General features: G+C 44.1%; 23 protein-coding genes, 1 tRNA gene, 1 pseudogene and 2 riboswitches. Of the genes and pseudogenes, 8 read left to right on the top strand and 17 right to left on the bottom strand.

The window, feature by feature from the left end:
* Window positions 1–286: 286 nt before the first annotated feature.
* A complete protein-coding gene (gene lipM, locus D1970_RS14855) occupies window positions 287–1123 on the bottom strand; it encodes an octanoyltransferase LipM (RefSeq protein ID WP_119113650.1) in 837 nt (278 codons plus the stop codon).
* Between the two features lie 194 nt (window positions 1124–1317).
* Between lipM and D1970_RS14850 the strand changes: the two genes are divergently transcribed.
* On the top strand, window positions 1318–1698 hold the full coding sequence (locus D1970_RS14850) for a rhodanese-like domain-containing protein (protein WP_119113649.1): 381 nt from the start codon (window positions 1318–1320) through the stop codon (window positions 1696–1698).
* 106 nt (window positions 1699–1804) lie between these two features.
* On the opposite strand, the gene gcvPB is transcribed toward D1970_RS14850, so the two are convergent.
* Genes gcvPB through gcvT form a run of 3 tightly spaced genes read right to left on the bottom strand, consistent with a single transcriptional unit; the run spans window position 1805 to window position 5732 of the window.
* Window positions 1805–3265, bottom strand: coding sequence for an aminomethyl-transferring glycine dehydrogenase subunit GcvPB (gene gcvPB, locus D1970_RS14845; RefSeq protein WP_119113648.1), 1461 nt, complete (start codon window positions 3263–3265; stop codon window positions 1805–1807).
* Entirely contained in the window at window positions 3258–4604 is a 1347-nt protein-coding gene (gcvPA, locus tag D1970_RS14840; protein ID WP_119113755.1) for an aminomethyl-transferring glycine dehydrogenase subunit GcvPA, read from the bottom strand. Before gcvPA ends, gcvPB begins: the two co-directional genes overlap by 8 nt.
* A gap of 21 nt (window positions 4605–4625) precedes the next feature.
* Window positions 4626–5732, bottom strand: coding sequence for a glycine cleavage system aminomethyltransferase GcvT (gene gcvT / locus D1970_RS14835; protein WP_119113647.1), 1107 nt, complete (start codon window positions 5730–5732; stop codon window positions 4626–4628).
* 85 nt (window positions 5733–5817) lie between these two features.
* A riboswitch (glycine riboswitch) is annotated at window positions 5818–5902 on the bottom strand.
* A gap of 3 nt (window positions 5903–5905) precedes the next feature.
* A riboswitch (glycine riboswitch) is annotated at window positions 5906–5994 on the bottom strand.
* A gap of 153 nt (window positions 5995–6147) precedes the next feature.
* On the opposite strand from gcvT, the gene D1970_RS14830 reads away from it, so the two are divergent.
* Together D1970_RS14830 and D1970_RS14825 are read left to right on the top strand one after the other, a co-directional pair.
* Window positions 6148–7836 carry a DEAD/DEAH box helicase gene (locus tag D1970_RS14830; RefSeq protein WP_119113646.1) on the top strand — a complete coding sequence of 563 codons (1689 nt, stop codon included), beginning with the start codon at window positions 6148–6150 and terminating at the stop codon, window positions 7834–7836.
* Window positions 7814–8605 (top strand): YqhG family protein, encoded by a 792-nt coding sequence (locus D1970_RS14825; protein ID WP_119113645.1) that lies wholly within the window; start codon window positions 7814–7816, stop codon window positions 8603–8605. The genes D1970_RS14830 and D1970_RS14825 overlap by 23 nt, the downstream gene beginning before the upstream one ends.
* Before the next feature lie 37 nt (window positions 8606–8642).
* Here the strand turns inward: D1970_RS14825 and D1970_RS14820 are convergent, their stop codons facing one another.
* From D1970_RS14820 to comGA, 9 genes are read right to left on the bottom strand one after another with little or no spacing between them, the layout of a single operon-like run.
* Window positions 8643–8822: a YqzE family protein gene (locus D1970_RS14820; protein ID WP_119113644.1), complete on the bottom strand. Its 180-nt coding sequence runs from the start codon at window positions 8820–8822 to the stop codon at window positions 8643–8645.
* 21 nt (window positions 8823–8843) lie between these two features.
* Window positions 8844–9365 carry a shikimate kinase gene (locus tag D1970_RS14815; RefSeq protein WP_119113643.1) on the bottom strand — a complete coding sequence of 174 codons (522 nt, stop codon included), beginning with the start codon at window positions 9363–9365 and terminating at the stop codon, window positions 8844–8846.
* Window positions 9366–9381: 16 nt separating this feature from the next.
* Window positions 9382–9759 carry a competence type IV pilus minor pilin ComGG gene (comGG, locus tag D1970_RS14810; RefSeq protein WP_119113642.1) on the bottom strand — a complete coding sequence of 126 codons (378 nt, stop codon included), beginning with the start codon at window positions 9757–9759 and terminating at the stop codon, window positions 9382–9384.
* Window positions 9756–10226: a competence type IV pilus minor pilin ComGF gene (gene comGF / locus D1970_RS14805; protein ID WP_119113754.1), complete on the bottom strand. Its 471-nt coding sequence runs from the start codon at window positions 10224–10226 to the stop codon at window positions 9756–9758. The genes comGG and comGF overlap by 4 nt, the downstream gene beginning before the upstream one ends.
* Complete coding sequence (locus D1970_RS14800; protein ID WP_119113641.1) at window positions 10180–10485, bottom strand: type II secretion system protein; 306 nt, start codon at window positions 10483–10485, stop codon at window positions 10180–10182. Before D1970_RS14800 ends, comGF begins: the two co-directional genes overlap by 47 nt.
* Window positions 10469–10909, bottom strand: coding sequence for a competence type IV pilus minor pilin ComGD (gene comGD / locus D1970_RS14795; RefSeq protein ID WP_119113640.1), 441 nt, complete (start codon window positions 10907–10909; stop codon window positions 10469–10471). The genes D1970_RS14800 and comGD overlap by 17 nt, the downstream gene beginning before the upstream one ends.
* Window positions 10909–11220, bottom strand: a complete 312-nt coding sequence (gene comGC / locus D1970_RS14790) for a competence type IV pilus major pilin ComGC (RefSeq protein ID WP_119113639.1) — start codon at window positions 11218–11220, stop codon at window positions 10909–10911. The genes comGD and comGC overlap by 1 nt, the downstream gene beginning before the upstream one ends.
* Window positions 11221–11242: 22 nt before the next feature.
* Window positions 11243–12277: a competence type IV pilus assembly protein ComGB gene (comGB, locus tag D1970_RS14785; protein WP_119113638.1), complete on the bottom strand. Its 1035-nt coding sequence runs from the start codon at window positions 12275–12277 to the stop codon at window positions 11243–11245.
* Window positions 12261–13385: a competence type IV pilus ATPase ComGA gene (gene comGA, locus D1970_RS14780; protein WP_310648623.1), complete on the bottom strand. Its 1125-nt coding sequence runs from the start codon at window positions 13383–13385 to the stop codon at window positions 12261–12263. Before comGA ends, comGB begins: the two co-directional genes overlap by 17 nt.
* Window positions 13386–13535: 150 nt before the next feature.
* On the opposite strand from comGA, the gene D1970_RS14775 reads away from it, so the two are divergent.
* Window positions 13536–13784 (top strand): alpha-helical endospore appendage domain-containing protein, encoded by a 249-nt coding sequence (locus D1970_RS14775; protein ID WP_119113637.1) that lies wholly within the window; start codon window positions 13536–13538, stop codon window positions 13782–13784.
* 183 nt (window positions 13785–13967) lie between these two features.
* Window positions 13968–14039, top strand: a tRNA-Gln gene (locus tag D1970_RS14770).
* 51 nt (window positions 14040–14090) lie between these two features.
* On the opposite strand, the pseudogene D1970_RS14765 reads toward D1970_RS14770, so the two are convergent.
* A pseudogene (locus tag D1970_RS14765) lies at window positions 14091–14450 on the bottom strand (Spx/MgsR family RNA polymerase-binding regulatory protein).
* Between the two features lie 181 nt (window positions 14451–14631).
* Between D1970_RS14765 and D1970_RS14760 the strand changes: the two are divergent.
* On the top strand, window positions 14632–15333 hold the full coding sequence (locus D1970_RS14760; protein WP_119113636.1) for a helix-turn-helix transcriptional regulator: 702 nt from the start codon (window positions 14632–14634) through the stop codon (window positions 15331–15333).
* A gap of 80 nt (window positions 15334–15413) precedes the next feature.
* Entirely contained in the window at window positions 15414–15659 is a 246-nt protein-coding gene (locus tag D1970_RS14755; protein WP_119113635.1) for a DUF2626 domain-containing protein, read from the top strand.
* A 32-nt stretch (window positions 15660–15691) separates the two neighbouring features.
* Here D1970_RS14755 and D1970_RS14750 read toward each other — a convergent pair whose 3' ends face one another.
* Together D1970_RS14750 and D1970_RS14745 are read right to left on the bottom strand one after the other, a co-directional pair.
* Window positions 15692–16795, bottom strand: coding sequence for a class I SAM-dependent methyltransferase (locus D1970_RS14750; RefSeq protein ID WP_119113752.1), 1104 nt, complete (start codon window positions 16793–16795; stop codon window positions 15692–15694).
* 23 nt (window positions 16796–16818) lie between these two features.
* Window positions 16819–17454 carry an MBL fold metallo-hydrolase gene (locus D1970_RS14745; RefSeq protein ID WP_119113634.1) on the bottom strand — a complete coding sequence of 212 codons (636 nt, stop codon included), beginning with the start codon at window positions 17452–17454 and terminating at the stop codon, window positions 16819–16821.
* Window positions 17455–17664: 210 nt separating this feature from the next.
* On the opposite strand from D1970_RS14745, the gene D1970_RS14740 reads away from it, so the two are divergent.
* On the top strand, window positions 17665–17838 hold the full coding sequence (locus D1970_RS14740; protein WP_119113633.1) for a DUF2759 domain-containing protein: 174 nt from the start codon (window positions 17665–17667) through the stop codon (window positions 17836–17838).
* 106 nt (window positions 17839–17944) lie between these two features.
* Here the strand turns inward: D1970_RS14740 and D1970_RS14735 are convergent, their stop codons facing one another.
* A complete protein-coding gene (locus D1970_RS14735; RefSeq protein WP_119113632.1) occupies window positions 17945–19096 on the bottom strand; it encodes a TolB family protein in 1152 nt (383 codons plus the stop codon).
* Between the last annotated feature and the right edge of the window lie 4 nt (window positions 19097–19100).

The following is a 19100-nucleotide window of genomic DNA, read 5'->3' as shown; positions in this document are numbered from 1 at the left end:
CTCCGGTCGTATTTGAATTACCCTTACGTTATCATATTAAAACCCAAAAAATCAATATATAGTGTAGTTTTTATTTTGATTAATACTATATATTGATTTTTAGGTCAAATGGTTTTTGTTTTGTCAAACCTGCAATCAATTAAAAAAATGAGGATAAAAGAGAGAAAGTCAGTTATTCCCCATTAAACAAGAAATTTTAACAAATTTCGCCCCTTGCAATTTCCCGGCATCAGCCAACCTGTTGAAATATCTGGGAAAAGTATAAAAAGCGAACCTAAGCCGCTTTTTATCTTTTAAAATTCCAATTTTTTGACTTGTATTTATTTTCAGCTAATTCATTCACTTCGGTGATTTGGCTTTCTGTCAATATGAACGGTTGTAGATTGATTTCCAAACCTTCTTCAAAGCCGGCCTTAAAAGCTACTTTTGCTTCTTCCATTCCGATTGTCCTGCTGCTTATTTCATTAACAGCTACAGCTTTTGACTTGAACGCCTTTTGCATACGCTCCTTCACTCGCTCACTTGGATACTTAAAAAGACTGAACAGCTTATCTTCATCCAGGTCGAGCAGTATTGAGCCGTGCTGAAGGATTACTCCTTTTTGCCTTGTTTGGGCGCTTCCTGCGACTTTCCGGCCCTCTACGACAAGTTCATACCAGCTCGGAGCATCAAAGCAGACTGATGAGCGCGGGCTTTTCAAAGCACTCTTCTCTTCTTCTGTTCGAGGCACAGCAAAGTATGCCTCAAGCCCCAGATTCCGGAAACCTTTCAATATCCCCTCTGAGATGACCCGGTAGGCTTCTGTAACGGTCTTTGGCATGCGGGAGTGCTCCTCTGTGACAATAACGCTGTAGGTCAGTTCGTGCTCATGCAAGACGCCCCTGCCGCCTGTAGGCCTGCGCACAAACCCGAGACCATGCCTATCCACTGCCTCCATGTCTATCTCTTTTTCATATTTTTGAAAGTAGCCAATTGACAATGTAGGAGGATCCCAACCGTAAAAACGGATAACAGGTGGAATCAGTCCATTGCTGTGCCAGTCGAGGAGCGCTTCATCGAGCGCCATATTGAACGCTGGCGAACCATTGCCTGAATCTATATATCCCCATGTTTCTTTCTCCATTATGCAACCCCATTTATTTGTTTATTGCCTTCTGCGTTTCTTAGTCTACCAAAACTGTTTTTAAAAGCAAAGCAGCTTGTTTAAAAGGATTAAATTACAAATTTTAATTTCTCTAAAAGTGAATTCCCTTTGCCCTCAGACATAATCACTTATATAATAGTAGTTGGCTCAGATAGTTGAAAGGAGACATCATATTGGACACACTTTATATTTTACTCATCCTGGCTGGGGGCTTAATTACCTACTCCATCTTCGTTTATTTGCACCAGCGCCGGATTGTGAAGATTTTAACTGAAGAAGAATTCAAAGCGGGATATCGGAAAGCCCAGTTAATTGATGTGCGCGAACCAAATGAATTCAATGCAGGCCATATCCTTGGCTCCCGGAACATTCCACTGACACAATTAAAGACGAGGATGAAGGAAATTCGTCCGGACAAGCCAGTATACCTTTATTGTCAAAGCGGTTCAAGAAGCGGCCGTGCGGCACAGATGCTTTACCGAAAAGGATACAAGGAGCTTTATCATCTTCAAGGCGGATTCAAAAAGTGGACAGGCAAGGTCAAAGCGAAATAATTTAATGACCAATATAAATTAACCCCCTCAATTTTTGAGGGGGTTTGATTTTTGACGCCAGCCGGGAGAGAAGCCCCTTAACAGCCTGGCGAGGCTATTCTATGCTTTATGATTTTTGGTACCTTAGGATTGGCTTCCTGGCAGCTGTAGCCTCATCCATCCGCCCTACAACGGTCGTATGCGGTGCTTCCTGGACAATTTCCGGATTTTCTTCCGCTTCTTTCGCAATTTGGATCATCGCATCGATGAAACTGTCAAGCGTCTCCTTGGACTCCGTTTCCGTAGGCTCAATCATGATACATTCCTCCACATTGAGCGGGAAGTAAATAGTTGGCGGATGGTATCCAAAGTCCAGAAGTCTTTTGGCAATATCCAGCGTCCGCACGCCAAGTTTTTTCTGGCGCTTGCCGCTCAGTACGAATTCATGCTTACAGTGCCTGTCAAATGGCAGGTCGTAATGCTCGGAAAGTCTCCGCATCATATAGTTCGCATTCAGTACAGCATTTTCCGTTACAGCTTTCAGACCGTCAGGGCCCATGCTGCGGATGTACGTATAGGCACGGACATTGATTCCGAAGTTCCCATAGAAAGGCTTGACCCGACCTATTGATTGCGGCCGGTCATAATCGAACACAAAGCGTCCGTCTTTCTTGTCAATGACAGGCTTTGGAAGGTACGGAATCAAATCGGATTTTACACCAACAGGCCCTGACCCAGGTCCGCCGCCTCCGTGCGGGCCAGTAAATGTTTTATGAAGATTAAGATGGACAACATCGAAACCCATATCGCCTGGGCGCGCTTTTGAAAGCACTGCATTGAGGTTGGCTCCGTCATAGTATAGCTTTCCTCCAGCTCCATGCACGATTTCAGCCATTTTCACAATATTTTCTTCAAATAACCCCAATGTGTTCGGATTTGTCAGCATTAAAGCAGCTGTATCATCACCGACGACCTTCTTTAGATCTTCAAGGTCCACGAGGCCATTATCATTGGATTTCACCGTAATCGTCTCAAAACCTGCGACTGTTGCTGAAGCAGGATTCGTGCCATGTGCAGAGTCAGGGACAATGACTTTTGTCCGTTTCGTATCCCCGTTCGCTTCATGGAAAGCACGGATCATCATAAGACCTGTCCATTCGCCGTGAGCACCTGCTGCCGGCTGAAGAGTGACTTCGTCCATACCGGTAATTTCCTTTAAATGCTGCTGAAGATCATACATCAATTCAAGCGCACCTTGCACAGAGCTTTCATCCTGAAGCGGATGGATGTGAGCAAACCCGTTGTAGCGGGCAACAGCTTCATTGATTTTCGGGTTGTATTTCATGGTGCATGAACCAAGAGGATAGAATCCTGAGTCAACACCATGGTTCCTTTTTGATAAAGCCGTATAATGGCGCATGATATCAAGTTCCGATACCTCAGGAAGGTTTGGTTCCTCTTCCCTGATAAATCCTTCTGGGATCAAGTCGGAAAGATTTGTTACCGGAATGTCCATTTCCGGCAGGCTGTAACCGATCCGGCCAGTACTTGTAATTTCAAAAATTAACGGCTGGTCTTCATTATGCATGGCAATCCCCCATTTCTTCCACGAAGGCATCAATTTCTTCTTTTGTCCTTAGTTCTGTCACGGCAACAAGCATATGCTGCTCAAGCTCCGGATAGTCCCGGCCAAGGTCATAGCCGCCGATAATCCCTTTATCGATAAGTTCCTCGTTGATACTTTTCACAGGGCGGTTTACCTTCAAAACAAATTCATTGAAGCAAGGGCCATCGAAAGCAATTTCGAAGCCGTGTTCAATGAAAGCTTTCTTGGCATAGTGAGCCTTTTGGATATTGGCAGCAGCCATCTCGCGCACGCCTTTCTTCCCAAGAGCAGTCATGGCAACAGATGCCGCAAGTGCATTCAATGCCTGGTTGGAACAGATATTGGAAGTGGCTTTATCACGCCTGATATGCTGTTCTCTCGCTTGGAGCGTCAGCACGAAACCTCGGCGTCCTTGGTCATCCTTTGTCTGTCCGACAAGCCGGCCAGGAACCTTTCTCATTAACTTTGAAGTGACGGCAAAATAACCGCAGTGAGGTCCGCCGAATGCTGCCGGGATGCCGAAAGGCTGTGCATCTCCTACAACAATGTCCGCACCAAACTTTCCTGGAGGCGTCAGCGCCCCAAGCGCAAGAGGATTACTCGATACTATGAACAGCGACTTTTCAGAGTGGACGATTTCTTCCAGCTCTGTCATTGGCTCAAGCCGGCCAAAAAAGTTTGGATATTGTACAATAACCCCTGCAACATCCCCGTTCATCATTTCTTTCAATGCTTTAAGATCGGTAACACCGTCGGTATGAGGAATTTCTTCCACTGCTATGTATTGCCCTTTTGCATACGATCTTACAACAGCCTTCGCTTCCGGGTGGGCTGCCGCTGAAATCAAAATTTTCTTCTTTCTTGTATGTCCAGCACTCAGCATTGCTGCCTCGGCAAGAGCTGTTCCCCCATCATACATGGAAGAGTTCGCGACCTCCATCCCTGTCAGTTCACATATCATTGTCTGGAATTCAAAAATCGCTTGAAGTTCGCCCTGGGAAATTTCTGGCTGGTATGGTGTATAGGCCGTGTAAAATTCAGAGCGGGAAATTACATGGTCCACAATAATCGGTGCGTAGTGATCGTATACGCCAGCACCAAGAAACGATGAATAGTTTATTAAATCGGCATTTTTCCCAGCCATTCTTGCAAGTTCCTTCGCCAGTGTAGGTTCCGGACTGGCAGGCTTGATCTTGTATTCACCGTTGAAACGAACTTTATCAGGAATATCACTGAAAAGTTCATCCACCGACGATACGCCAATTGTCTCGAGCATTGAGCTTTTATCACTTTCAGTAAGCGGAAGGTAGCGATGCTTCATCATTTTTCCCTCTCTCTCCTATTATTGCTTTTCCCGTTTATAAAATGGTGTTGGAACTGTAACAGCCTTCAGGCGTTTGCCGCGGATTTCAACTTCCACTTCTGTTCCCTGTGAAGCAAACTCGCTCTGCAGCAAAACAAGCCCAATATTTTTTTTCAGGGTTGGCGACTGGGTTCCTGTTGTCACTTTGCCAATTTGCTTTCCTTCTTTATAAACTGGATAGCCATGGCGCGGAATGCCGCGGTCAATCATTTCAATTCCCGTCAACTTCCGGGGAACCCCGTTTTCTTTCTGCTGACTGAGAGCCTGCTTTCCAATAAAGTCATCCTCTTTTGCAAGTTTGACAGCAAAACCGATTCCAGCCTCAAGCGGGCTGATGTCCGCTGAGAGTTCCTGCCCATAGAGAGCAAGATTTGCTTCGAATCGGAGTGTATCCCTTGCTCCCAAGCCGCATGGAATCACACCTTCTTCGCTGCCAGCCTCCAGAATTTCCTTCCAAAGGGATTCTGCATCCTGGGGACGGCAATAAATTTCAAAACCATCTTCTCCTGTATATCCCGTCCTCGACACCAACGCTTTCTTCCCATTCAGATCAAGGCCATCAATGAACTTGAAGAAACCGATTGTACTAATGTCCGTATCTCTCGCAAGCTTTTGAAGCACTTTTTCAGAAGCAGGCCCCTGAAGTGCAAGCTGAGCCATATCACCGGACAGATTCTTGAGTTCGACATTTTCTGTAAGGCGGGAATTCATCCATTCAAAATCTTTCTCTATATTGGATGCATTCACAACCAGCAGGTAATGGTTTTCCCTAAGCTTATAGATGAGGAGGTCATCTACCGTTCCGCCATTTTCATAGCACATGGCGGTATATTGAGCTCCCCCTTCTTTAAGGCGCGATACGTCATTTGTCATCATTTTTTGCAGATAGTCCAAAGCTCCTGTTCCTGTTACCTCAAATTCACCCATATGCGATACATCAAACAGCCCTGCTTTCGTCCGGACGGCACCGTGTTCTTCTTTTATGCCGGAGAATTGCACCGGAAGCTCCCATCCTCCAAAGTCAATCGTTTTCCCGCCATACTCGCTGTAAATTTCGAACAGCGGTGTACGCTTTAGTTCACTCATCTATGTATCCCCCTTTGCTTTTTTGATGCTGCCTGTCCCGAAGGCATAAAAAAGGACAGAAGACCCCCTTCAAAACTGAGTGGGTCTCTGTCCTTGCACCTGAAAGTTTTACCTTTGTAAAAAGGCTTTCCCCTTTGGTGGCTTCCGTAACATGGAAGCTCTCTCCAGAGCCGCGTCCTGCAAGAGTACTTTTGCCTGAGAGATTCACATCCCTGCTTGCTCCTTCGGCGCTACAAAATGTAGTCTCTCCCCTTGCCATCATCCGCATTATTCTTTTCATCACTGGGCATGCTAAGCAATATTGCTTAGTCATTCAGCATAATGTGAAAAATTTCTAAACATTCTAAGCTATCTATATCCTATCATTAAACCGTGTTTTTGGGCAATATATTTTCTATTTGGAAGGGTGTACTAAATGACGGCACAGATTCACTTTGATTCCTCCTGGCAGGACGGGCTGGCCGACAGGGTTTCCAACGATGGGCCATGGGCAAACTGGGACTTGTTCAAGCTTGCGGTGGAGGCAGAAAAGCAAACACTCATCCCTGACTTTGAAGGTTTGCAGGCACCAGGGCGGCTTCCGCAGCTAACCCCTCTTCCCCACCAGCTTGAAGTAGCCAAAAGAGTCGTTGAACATATGAATGGCAAAGCAATCCTTGCCGATGAAGTAGGACTCGGAAAGACGATTGAGGCCGGATTGATCCTCAAGGAATACATGATTAGGGGCCTTGTCAAAAAAGCCCTTATTCTCGTTCCTGCTTCCCTCGTTTCGCAGTGGGCCGCAGAATTGAACAGCAAATTTTATATTCCGGCAGCCGCCCAGAGAAAAAGCTATGTTTGGGAGCAGTGCGATGTCGTTGTATCTTCGATTGACACGGCCAAGCGGAATCCGCACCGGGATATCATTTATAAACAAGATTATGATCTTGTCATTATCGATGAAGCTCATAAGCTTAAAAACAACAAAACCAAAAACTACGAATTTGTCCAAAGCCTAAAAAAGAAGTTCTGCCTCCTGCTTACAGCAACACCTATTCAGAACAGAATTGAAGAGATTTTTAATCTCGTCTCCCTATTGAAGCCAGGACATCTTGGGAGCGAATCTGCGTTTTTTGAAAAATACAAAAAAGCAGCCCGTTCTGTCCATGATGATGATCATCTCCGCGATCTTGTCAATAAGGTGATGATCAGGAACCGGCGGGGAGATACGGGAATTGAATGGACAAAACGGCATGTTGAAACAATTCCGATAACCTTTACAACAGAGGAAAGAGAACTGTATGATGCCATATCTTCCATGCGGCATGAAGCAGGAGGTTTAACCTCAAGCCAATTTTCACTCATCACGCTACAACGAGAAGCATGCAGCAGTCGGGAAGCTGTTTATTTCACATTAAGGAATATGCTCGAACGTCAGGAAACAAAGAGCCAGGCTTATGAGGACTTGATTGGAGATCTCATCAGAAAAATTGAGAGAATCAGCACCAACTCCAAGGCAGAAAAGGCGCTTGAATTAATCAGGAAAATCAATGATAAAGTGATCATTTTTACAGAATACAGGGCGACGCAGCTATACTTGCAGTGGTTTTTAAGGCAGCACGGAATTACGTCTGTGCCTTTTAGAGGCGGTTTTAAGAGAGGCAAGAAAGACTGGATGAAAGAGTTGTTTGAGAAAAAAGCCCAGGTGCTCATTGCAACAGAAGCTGGGGGAGAAGGTATCAACCTTCAATTCTGCAGCAGTATCATAAATTTCGACCTTCCTTGGAATCCTATGCGCCTTGAACAGCGGATTGGTAGGATTCACCGCCTAGGTCAGAAAAAAGACGTGGAGATTTATAACTTTGCCATAAAAAATACGGTAGAAGAGCATGTATTAAAACTGTTATACGAGAAGATAGACTTATTTGAGAAAGTAATTGGTGAATTGGACGATATTTTGACAAGGTTGGAACTTGGCAGCGTAGAAGAACACCTTGCTGATATTTTTAGCCAGTCTGGGTCCGAGGGCGAAATGAAAATCAAATTGGACAATTTATCGGCAATGGTGAAATTCGCGGAAGATATGAAAGGAGGGGAGCCTCGTGCAGCAACCGGAAATCCATGATTTTCTGATAAGGTATTTTTCGTCAAATGGATGTGATTTCGAGGAAAGCCTTCCTGGAAAACTGACTGTCCAACTAACCGAGGAACTAGACAGAGAACTAACGAACCGCCCCTTTTACTGGCATTATCTTGAAAAGACCGGCGGAATCCCAAATCCAATGAAACTCACCTTTCTTACGGATAGGGAGGCTTTTCCTGATGAAAAAGGAGAATTCATTCATTTTGGCTCACCGCGTTTGCATCAGCTATTTACATCAGCAAAGAAACTAGCCGGCTATGTGCGCCTCTATGAAAATAACGGCACGCCCGCTGGCCAGCAGACCCCATTGCTACCATGGCTTTGCGTTAACCTGAAAATCAGCTACCAGTGCGACAGGAAAAGGGATGTGTATCAGTCAATCGGACTTCAGCTAATCAACGGACGAATGGTATCCGACTTCCATGAGCGACTAGTGGAAATGAATTTGACGCCAAAAATCCCTGATTACTCGTTTACTTTATCACCGCTCATTTTGCCCAAAAGCGGTTTGGCTAGAATCCAGAACTTGCTAAAAGAAGGGATTAGGAAAGAAGACCATTCTTGGGCAGAGGATGCAAGAAAACGCTGGCAAGAGGACCTCGACCTGCTTGATCACTTTTATGAAGGAAATGAAGAAATGCCCGAAAGCCTTGAAACTGAAAAAACTGCTTTAAAAGAGCAATATGAACCTAAAATCAATATTTCAGTTATTAATGGGGGATTGTTCTACCTGACCGGCACAGCAATTTAAATAAGGCCCTGCTATATGATGCAGCAGGGCCCATTGGTTATCGCTTTTTCTTTAACATATCCTTGATCAGGTACGGAGCTGGTCCAAACCATCTGTACAGCATAGATGGCCTGGCATCCAGTCTCTCACGCCTGCCTTTCTGCCTGATATCCTTCGGCTGCTCAATATATTTGACAACCGTTTCAGTCAAATACTTGACATAGTCATTCGCTTTCATTGCCACACCTGCCTTCTTCTCTTAGCAAGTATGTCCGAGCCCTGCTCCTTTCAAACAATGTTTGATGTCAGATGCAATCTCTTCTGCCTGTTTGCCTCCGGTTTCAGCACAAATGTCTGCCGTTTCCCGATATAGCGGAAGCCTCATTTCATAGAGCGATGCTGCCTTCTCCTTGTTATCCCCCTGCAGCAAAGGCCGGGTAGTATCCTCTTTGAGCCTTTCAAGAATCTCCTCGATAGAAGCATAGAGAAAAATGACGATTCCATTCCTCCGCATAAATATCCTGTTCTCTTCAGAAACGATGATGCCTCCGCCAGTTGCAATTACCGCATTTTCTTTCGGAAGTACATGCAAAATTTCCGATTCCAGCTTCCGGAATACAATTTCCCCATCTTCTTCAAAAATTCTGTTGATGCTTTTACCGGCCGCATTTACAATTTCCTCATCTGTGTCATGATGGGCCAGCCCCATTTCCTCAGCAAGCAGCCGGGAAACAGTTGATTTCCCTGCGCCCATGAATCCCGTCATATAGATTGACTTCATACGCTAGATCTCCTGTTTAGTGTTTTTCGTACCATTTTACCATCATTTTCTTTGTCTTGTCATAATGGGAGACAGCCTGCGTTTCTTCCCCAGCGTTCATTTTAAGAGTGAAGCTGACCGAATCAGTAGCAGCAGACACCGCTTGGACCTTGTACTCCACACTTCCTTCCCTATACAGAAATTCGCCCATTACAGGCAGCTTTCCCTGTGACAACAGCTGTTCAGCTTTCCTGACTGATGACAGCAAATAATATTCCTGTATATAGATTCGCTCTGTTTCAGCGGACAACAGAGTTTCTGTCCTGAACAATTGGGTATGAATCAGTAAAAAAGTACAGAAAAACATCAAGAGACAAATAGAGATAGGGTATGTGAATCCACTTTCTTTTTTCATTCCCTTACCTCCAGAGTGATAAATGACCTTACATTTGAAGAATATTCCTTATCCCATCCATCCTTGACGTATATCCCGACTCCATTTTCAGCTGCTGAAAACTTCATCTGCGAAACATTTTGGAGCATGACTTCATGTCCCGCGTAATTAACGCGACGTCTGATGCTGTTTCCGTATTTTTCATAGAGAATGATATTGCTTCCTTTTTGAACGATTAATTTTTCTTTTTTGACCGTCACCAGTTCGGCTTCTCTTAATTCCCTTTTCATCTGGCTGTTAAAAACTTTCCATTCGAACCCTTGAATCCTTCTGGCTGAGAACCCATCTTTCAAAACAGTATTCAGCCCTGCTGGTAGCATGGACATGATGACAAAAAACACAGTTAAAGCCAAAAGCATCTCCGCAAGGGTAAAACCCCTTTCATTCAACAAACCGGCATATTGAACACTCTTTTTTTCGATAGCCATCAAACCTTACGCACACCTCCCCGTTTTTCCCGTCTATCCCTTGCAGCATGCTGATATGATAGACAGTCCCATTCATGCTGACTTTTTGGCGAGAAAGTTCATCATATACAATCCTGAGAGCTTCTCCCTCCTGTCTCAGTTGTTCGCCCTCGCCAACCAGGAACATGGCAAGTGGAAGCAGGAATGCAGCTGCGATGAGCCATGCGGATATAGACAGAAGAAGTTCAGCCAGAAAGAAGCCATTACGCTTCGACAACATAAAACCGCCCGCTCCCTATCAAGAAAGTTACCCTATATGCCTTGTCACCAATATAGACAAAAAACGAACCAAATTTATTCGTATTGCCATCCGGCAAATACTGAAAGGAACTTGGCATGGTTCCTTCGCGGATATTGATACTTTTCGAATACTGGCGCCGGATAATAAAATTCTCTTCTCCCCTTTTGCGGATGTAGTAGGAATGGGAGGAAGGTGAAATATTGACAGTGACTTCCTGATGGTGGGATAAAGCATATTGCTGGGCAAGGAGAAGGTCCGTTGTTAACTCGGAAAAAAAGAGGTTTTTTTCAAGGAGAAAAAACTGTGGCTTGAGAACCATGAGCGAAGCAAAGGACATGACAATAAAAATCGATAGTACTATCAAGATCTCAACAAGGGTAAACCCATTCTTTTGGCCACTCATCACGGCGACCCTTCGCTTGTTACTTCTCCAGTCGCCGAAATGGAAATATTGTTTCCTCCAGGGCAGGAGGCTGAGCCATCCCGCAAATATCCTTCGGTCTTTAGTTCATCGATAGAAGCAGGCAGCCTCTTTTTATCTATCTGGAATGCCTGTACTTGCGCTTCAACCATCTTGATATATGCCTGACAGCCTTTTGTGTTGATATTAGAGTTATGCTTCGTGATATTCGGCACAGTGATGATCAGCAGAACCGAAATCACCAGGAGGACAATCATCATTTCAATCAGTGTGAACCCCTGCTCTTTTTTCATCGAATCATTCCTTTCTGAATTATTATATTCCTTGGATAAGCTGGAACATTGGAAGCAAGATGGCAAGATACAGTGAAATGATCAAGAGCCCAATCAAACTATACAATACTGGCTGGATAATTCTTAATCCCTTTTCTGCCCGTCCCTCAATCTCGGCAAGGCAAAATCTGCTGTAAAAATACAATTCCTGGCCTAGCTTCCCATTATCCTGCCCATGCTTGACCACCCTGTAGAACTCTTCCTCGAAAAAAGGAAATGCTGCAACCGCCTGATAAAGCTCATGACCATCAGCCAAACTTTTCTTCATGCTTGAACCAATTTCCATTGAAAATGGTTCACCTAGGTTATTTTCAAATATATTCAACACCTCATACACAGAAAGCCCACCCGAAAATAAAAAACTTAAGTGAGTGGAAAACGACTGCGTGTACAGGAGTTTCAGAAGTCCTCCTGCCACTGGAAGCCTGATCAGCTTCTCCCTCTGCTGAATAACTGGCAACCGCCCGAAGATGTACTGAAAATAGATAAAACCTGAAAGGGCGATAAACAAAAAGATATAAACTGCTACAGGAAAATACTCTCCTGCAAAATAGATAAAGCTTGCATACCATCCCTGCTTCACATTCATGCTGTCGTAAAGCGTGGTGAACTGCGGAAGCAATGTATGATGAACAAAATAGAAAAGCACACCTGTAAGGAAAGCCAAAAACAATGGATATGCTGCGAGCTGTTGCAGCTTCCGGTAATCGTTCTGGCGCTTAAGGACCATATCGCTCCCATCCATGACTGCTTCCGCAAGGCCTCCATGCTGTTCGGCAAAATAAACATAGCTCACGAGCTCCCGTTTGAATCCCAAATCCTCCAGCGTTCGAAAGAAAGGATGCCCTTCCCGCAAATCCGCTAGGCATTTTTGGATATCTTTTTTCCTGACTGGTTCCATATAAAACGATAAAGAATGGACCGCTTCGGCAAGAGGGTATCCTCTTGAGAGAAGTTCACCCGTTCTTTTTAAAAACCTTGCCTGTTCCTGTACGGTCCACTTATCCCTCCATCTCATCGAATACCCACCTTCTATACTCTTCTTCTTTGATAAAGCCTAAAGCAATCCCTTTGATGATGAAGTCCCTCAATGTCTTGAAGGCATAGGGCTTTCCCTCCCCCTTCGCCTCGAGAATGGCACGCTCTATGCCTCTACCTGAAAGTATTTCAAACACACTCCCCCTCTTTGCCCTTCCCATGCTATGACATAAAGGTGAACAAGAATCCCCGCAGTATGGACAGACGAGCTCAACAAGACGCTGTGCCGTTACAGCAATGAGGGTCTGTTGAATTTCCTGCAAGGAGATACCAAATTCAAGCAGCCTGTAAATAGCTCCTTTTGCATTCCGCGTATGCATGGTCGTAAAAACGAGGTGCCCTGTCAACGCTGCGCGGACTGCAGTGTTGGCTGTCTCGGCGTCCCTGATTTCTCCTATCATGATAATATCCGGGTCATGCCGGAGGATGGCTTTTAAACCCGAAGCATAGCTGATTCCAGCCTTCTCGTTCACCTGGACCTGAATCGCTGTATCGCTTTGTTTTTCAATGGGATCCTCTAGGGTAATTACATTTCTGCCTGTGATGCGTGTGGTTTCTGACAGAAGGGAATAAAGGGTGGTCGATTTGCCGCTTCCAGTTGGACCTGTAAACACAACTAAGCCATGGGCATGATCGAGGAGGGAAACAAGTTTGTCTGACACGTCAGGGAATAAAGATAATTGATAGTAAGGGATTTCGTGCTGTTGGTAGAGGAGGCGGATAACCATGCTTTCACTTTTGTTTGCGGGGAGAGTCGAAATTCTGAGGCCGACGGTGCTGTCTTTGTACTGGATCGAATACGCCCCGCTTTGTGGACGCCTTCTGTCACTTATGTCCATTGAGGCTGTGAACTTAAAATGGGCAAGCAGGCGTTCAAAAACGTTCTTTTCAAGGGGGAAGTCAGGATAGAGATGATGGCCAATACGAAGTTTGACCATTCCGCCAACCCGATGCGGGACAATGTGAAGGTCCGATGCCCCTTTTTGAAGGGCTGTCTTTAACAAACTGTCCGCGAGGCTTTCTATAGAGTTTTCAATACCAATCACCACCTCTTTTATTTTCAAACTATAAATTCGCCAGCTGTTCACTGCTCCCCTTCCATTCCCCTACGATATTTGTGAAGGAATCGTGACAATTTTTCACGCGATAAAAAAACAAAAAAATAGCGCATGACCTAATGCAAGTATCACTGGCCCGACATACGATATCCCGTAAATACACTTAGAGGATAGATTAGTATGTCACAAGCAAACATACCGAATATTCCCCCGATTATCACAATCGATAGAGATGACGCTATCAACCTGTTGCTAGCTTCAGTTGCCCTGGAAGAACTGGGTCTTGCTCATATTTTAAATGCCGAAGGAGAAAAAATTCAGTTCGCTGTGGGAACGCTTCCAGGCCTGACTGGTGCAACCGCAACAATTGCCGATTTACTGGCCAGTGACATTCTTCGTTCCTCACCACCATGGACAACACCAGGTTAGGGGAAATTTGCATCAGCTTTCACCTCGTTTTTTCTCCAGAGTGCTACCCTCCATACAAAGCCATCATTCCATCCAGTCAAATACATCATCAATATATACGAAAGGATCTTGAAGGTGTGCGGATTACGGAAAGTGATGCATAAACTCATTGGCCCTAGTCCATACTTAAAAGAGCAATATCAATGGGTTATAGCCAAGCGGTAAGGCAACGGACTTTGACTCCGTCATGCGCTGGTTCGAATCCAGCTAGCCCAGTTTGCAAAAAAAAGAAGGCAGCCGTCAATGGCTGCCTTTACATGTTTATGTTTAGTTTGCTGTCATTCCTTTTAGCGCGTCTGGATTATAGCCTATCACAAGCTTCCTGCCATCTGTAAGGATCGGCCTCCGAAGAAGCTTTGGTTCATCAATCAGCAAATTGACCTTTTCCGAAAGGGACAGTTTATTTACATCAAGATTAAGCTGTTTATTTGTTCCACTTCTCTTGGCCAGCAGTTCATCCAATCCTTCAGTAGTCAAAGATAAGCAGTTTCAGTATTTCTTTAGCCGAGGGAGTTTCCCTGAAAATTTAATTTGATTGGCGGTCAGCCATGTCTTCGTTTTTCTGCACGATGTACAACTGGGATATGTAAAAAAGTTAACTTTCCCAAAGGTTCCCCACCTTTTCAATAGTTTTAATTACTGATATTGTATAATATTTGTATAATGAATGCACAATATTTTGTTCATTAATTCGCCACTTAGTTGTGAACATTTTCTAAACATATAGTGTTTACAGTGTTAACCCCATATTCAACGTATGGGAGCTGTATTATAATAAAGGAAATTAAAGTCTCCTGAGGTGAATAAGGTGGAACAAACATTAAAAATTACAAGTGTCTTATCTGACCCTACACGTTACTACATTTACCAATATATAACCAAAAGGCACAAGGATGTAACCGTACAGGAAATTGCGGATCATTTTGATATACATCCAAATGTGGCAAGATTACACCTTTCAAAGCTGGAAGATGTCAATATGCTCGTATCCGAAACAAAAAAAACGGGCAAGGGCGGTCGGCCAAGCAGGCTGTATCGATTATCAGAAGATGTCATTCAGCTCAGTTTCCCTTTCAGGGACTATCAGCTTCTCTCTAAAATAGCAATGGTGACAATGATGTCGCTTGGAGAAGAAGGAAAGAAAGCCTTGTATCAAACAGGCAAGCGCCTTGGCGCTGAACTGATTGACCAGGAAATCGCTCTGCACCCACATGTGTCAGATGTCCTTTCATTCGAGCAAAAGTTGAATATTGTAAGAAGCGCTGCTACGATTGCAGGCTTTTATCCAGAATTCGAAACAAATGAAGACCAGACAAAAATTTTCTTCCAAATTTTTAACTGTCCTTTCAAAGAAGTGGCCATTGATCATACGGAATCTGTATGCAATATGCATCATGAATTTTTACGTGGAATGTTCGAATCGCTTTTCGGAGAGATTGAACTGATAGAAAAAGAGAATTTGATTAAAGGCTGTGACTCCTGTTCATATCAGGCAGTGGTAGCCCAATAGACAATCCTTGTTTACATTTCCCTCCTCTTTCCTTTATAATATTTAAGTGATGGACTCAAAGGGTAAAAGGAGGGATGGCTTTGGATCGGATGTACAGAGTTTTAGGCTTCTGGACAGGAATTTTTGCGGTTATGTTTTATTTGGGGGACATGTATACGACGTCCTTGATTTTCTTCGGCCAGACGGGGTTTTTCTTGCTTCTTGGCTACTTAAAGTTGTCCGAACGCATGTATATTTATGTCTTTGGCGCATACTTAACAGTTTTCTTTGCAGGATTTACTTACTGGACAACCTTTATGATGGTGCCGGGTGCTGGAGGACATTAAACCTATCACTTCACCAGCAAAAAAGCGATGGATTATCCCATCGCTTTTTTGCTGTCCAAAAATCCCACAGGGATTTCCAGTCCTTTTTCCTGGACAATCACGTGGAATGCAGAACTGATGCCCCCAGGCATGATAAGGCTTCTTACTGCCCGGTTTCGCCTGCTAATTCCAGAGAAAGGATCTGGATTATAGTTTTCAGCTAATTCATCTAGTATGCCAATCTCAATTAAAAACTTATCCTGAGGCTTCATCGTCACAAAATGAAGATCCAATTCCTCGCCGCTGTTTATCAATGCATCAAAATGAACATGGCTTGTAATATCCATCTTCCCTGGGTCCTGCAAAATATCGTGGACCATCCTTTGTTGCCTGTATCCTCTCAGGCTTCCCCGAAATCTTGCCGGCTCCATCCATTCCGTTTTGCGGTATCCATAGTCAACTGTTAGTACAAGGCCTTTTGTTACCAAACAGGAAATGGATTCAAGTACCTTGTTCATCTCAAGAGGCACCTCTAACCTCTGCCCTTCAGCGAGGTTATAGCCTTCACGATCCAGAAATTTTTCCAGTTCACTGTTTTCAAGCGGAACAAAACGCTCCGTCAGCATGCCATTGTCCATTCCCACCATTACTTCCATGACTGTTCCGCTCTGTTTCTCTACAACATGGACAGGAAGGGCATCAAACAATTCATTGGAGAAAAATAAGCCCTTAAAATCCTGTAGCTCTGTTGGTGATCCTGCAAATCTGATCTCCTCATAGCCTGTAAGCTGTTCTTTTTGAAGCTGGAGGTGAAAAGGGCTTGCTTCAATCAAAAAGTACGTTAATTTTTCCTGTGAATGCTTTTTCCAGCCATCAAGAAAGGCTTTTGCAAACCTTCCGTTTCCGCCTCCCATTTCACAGACTGCAGCTGACAGGCCTAATGTTCGGTAATTGTTGGCGTACCACTTTGCAAGGATATTTCCGTAAACATCCGAAAAATTGCTTGATGTAATAAAGTCCCCGTGAGTGCCAATCTTTACATTATCGCGCATGTAATACCCTAATTCAGGATGGTAGAGAGCAGCCCCAATATAGTCGGCATAGCTGATTACCCCCCGCGGGCTATTTTGAATAAGATCTTCCATGTAGTTTTTCATTTTCACCTATCCATTTCCTCTGATCAGAAACCGTTTAAGTATGGGTTTGCGTCCATTTCCTGCCCGATGCTTGTTACAGAACCGTGCCCAGGCAATACAACAGTTTCTTCAGGAAGAACAAGGAGCTTATCATGAATGCTATTCAAAAGCTCTTCATGGTTTCCCCCCGGAAGATCTGTTCTTCCAATGCTTCCCGCAAATAACGCATCTCCAGCAACTACGAAGCTAGCCTGAGGAAAGTAGAAGGAAACACTTCCTGGCGAATGGCCGGGAGTTTCAAGCACCTTGAAGGTAAAGGATCCAATTGACATTTCCCCTTCTTCCGCAATGATGACATCTGCGGGCTTTACCCTGACAAGTTGTCCCATCATAAAAAATTGCGAGCCATTCAACGTTGGATTTAGAAGCCACATCGCTTCCTTTTCATGAACATATACCTTGATCTCGTACCTGTCCCTTAATTCATCCACAGCTCCAATATGATCAAAATGGGCATGGGTAAGCAGGATGGCAATAGGTTTTAGCCCCTGGTCCTCCAGAAACTCAATGATCCGGCCACCTTCTTCACCAGGATCAATTACAATACAGTCTTTGCCACTGCTGGACAAAATGTAGCAATTTGTCTGTAGTGGTCCAAGCGGAATTTGGCTCCATTCCATATAAAACTCACCCCTGTTTAATTTTAATTTTTCAAGACAGTTCTATTCTACACCATTCACCTCAAGGATTTAAGTGAAGTTTCCTCCTTCAGCTTCCATGATAAATCTCGACAAAATGAAAAAAAAACTATAAAATAGTAGGGAATGTATAATAACGTTTACATAACAGGCAATGTGCCTGGTTAACACAAGAATGAAGGGGGCTATTTCATGGGTTTGGTCATTATTTTTGGTATAGTGACACTGCTTGCCGCAGTTGGCACATTCTCCGCACTTAAAAACAAAAATATTCTCGGCATCGTATTCGGCGGTGGCTCACTGGCCGTCTTTGGCTGGTTTACAGTCATGACTGTTTTGTACAGCGGTTTTCCGGCAGCACACTAATAAGGCTGCCCAAAGGGGTGCTGGATTCCTTTGATCAACATGGCTGGAATCCCGCGGAATTTAATTTACAAAGGGGCTGCTTCCATCTTGGAAGCAGCCCCCTTTGTTATTGTGACTTCATTAGCGTTGTTACCGTCTTTTCCCTTAGGTTTATTAATTTCTCAAAATTATGCCCATAGAGGCAGTAGTCCCCGGAAGGCGAGCATGATAATGGCTCGTTCGGAACATCCTTAAGAACATTGGACTGCTTCTTTGTTTTCATGCTGTATTCTTTTAAAATAAACCCCTTGTTATAAAGGTCAGCCTCACCGCTTTCTACCGGAGAGAAATACAGGAAGGTATCATCGTTATCGATAAAAGCGTAAGAAGGAACAAGCCAGCCTGAAAAAGTGGATAATTGGGGCACATTGATTCCCGAAACTTTCTTCATTTTTTTGTTATATAAATGATAAGCAGCCATTCCAGGTTCGCTTTTTTCATCAGAAATGGACAGGACCCATTTTTTTGAGGTATCGACGTGATAAACTGCAGGGGCAATTTCTTTTTGCCCGCTGCCCAAGTAAGACATCTTTAGCAGAGGAGCTGTCAGGGCAGGATTTTCTTTATCCCAATCCAGATAGAGGATTTCATCCTTATTCAGCCACCATGCAAAAGGCTGTGGAAGTTTTACCGTCTGGATTTTTCGCTCTTTAATATTCAGAATTGAAGTTTGGTAATTCCATGATTCATCAAAAGTGGACACCAACACCTTTTCTTCATTATAAGGACTCCATTCAAGGGAAAGTTCGTAGGAGCTGACTTTTTCCTGATAGTGCTGTTTTCCTTCTTGATCTATAACTGTCAGCATTCCCTCATAGGTGGAAGGCGCTGAGTGGATAAGGATATATCTTCCTGATGGGCTGATAATAGCATTCACTACCGGAAAGTCACTTGTCAACAGCAGGCTTTTTTTCCCTGATGCGAGATTATATTTATAAATTCCTGTGTTTTTGCCACTATCGCTGTAAAACAAAATAGAGCTTTCATCCAGCCAGCCAGCTGCCTTGTTAAAATCTCCTTCAAAGCCCTCTATTGGCAGTTTGGCCGTCAATGCCTCTTTTGCGTCATTCACAATCTTTTCTTCCACCGCTTCTCTATGTCCTGAACCAGCAGGCTCCCCTTTTTCACATCCGGTAACACTTGCTGCAAAAATAAGCAAGAAAGCAAAAATAAGAATCTGCCTAATAGTATGTATGTATACTTTTCCGTTCTTGCCCACCTTT

This window comes from Mesobacillus zeae, from assembly GCF_003570705.1.
Taxonomy (GTDB): domain Bacteria; phylum Bacillota; class Bacilli; order Bacillales; family Cytobacillaceae; genus Mesobacillus_C; species Mesobacillus_C zeae.
Note: the sequence above shows the minus strand (reverse complement) of the source record. Positions and strands in the feature narration are given on the sequence as shown.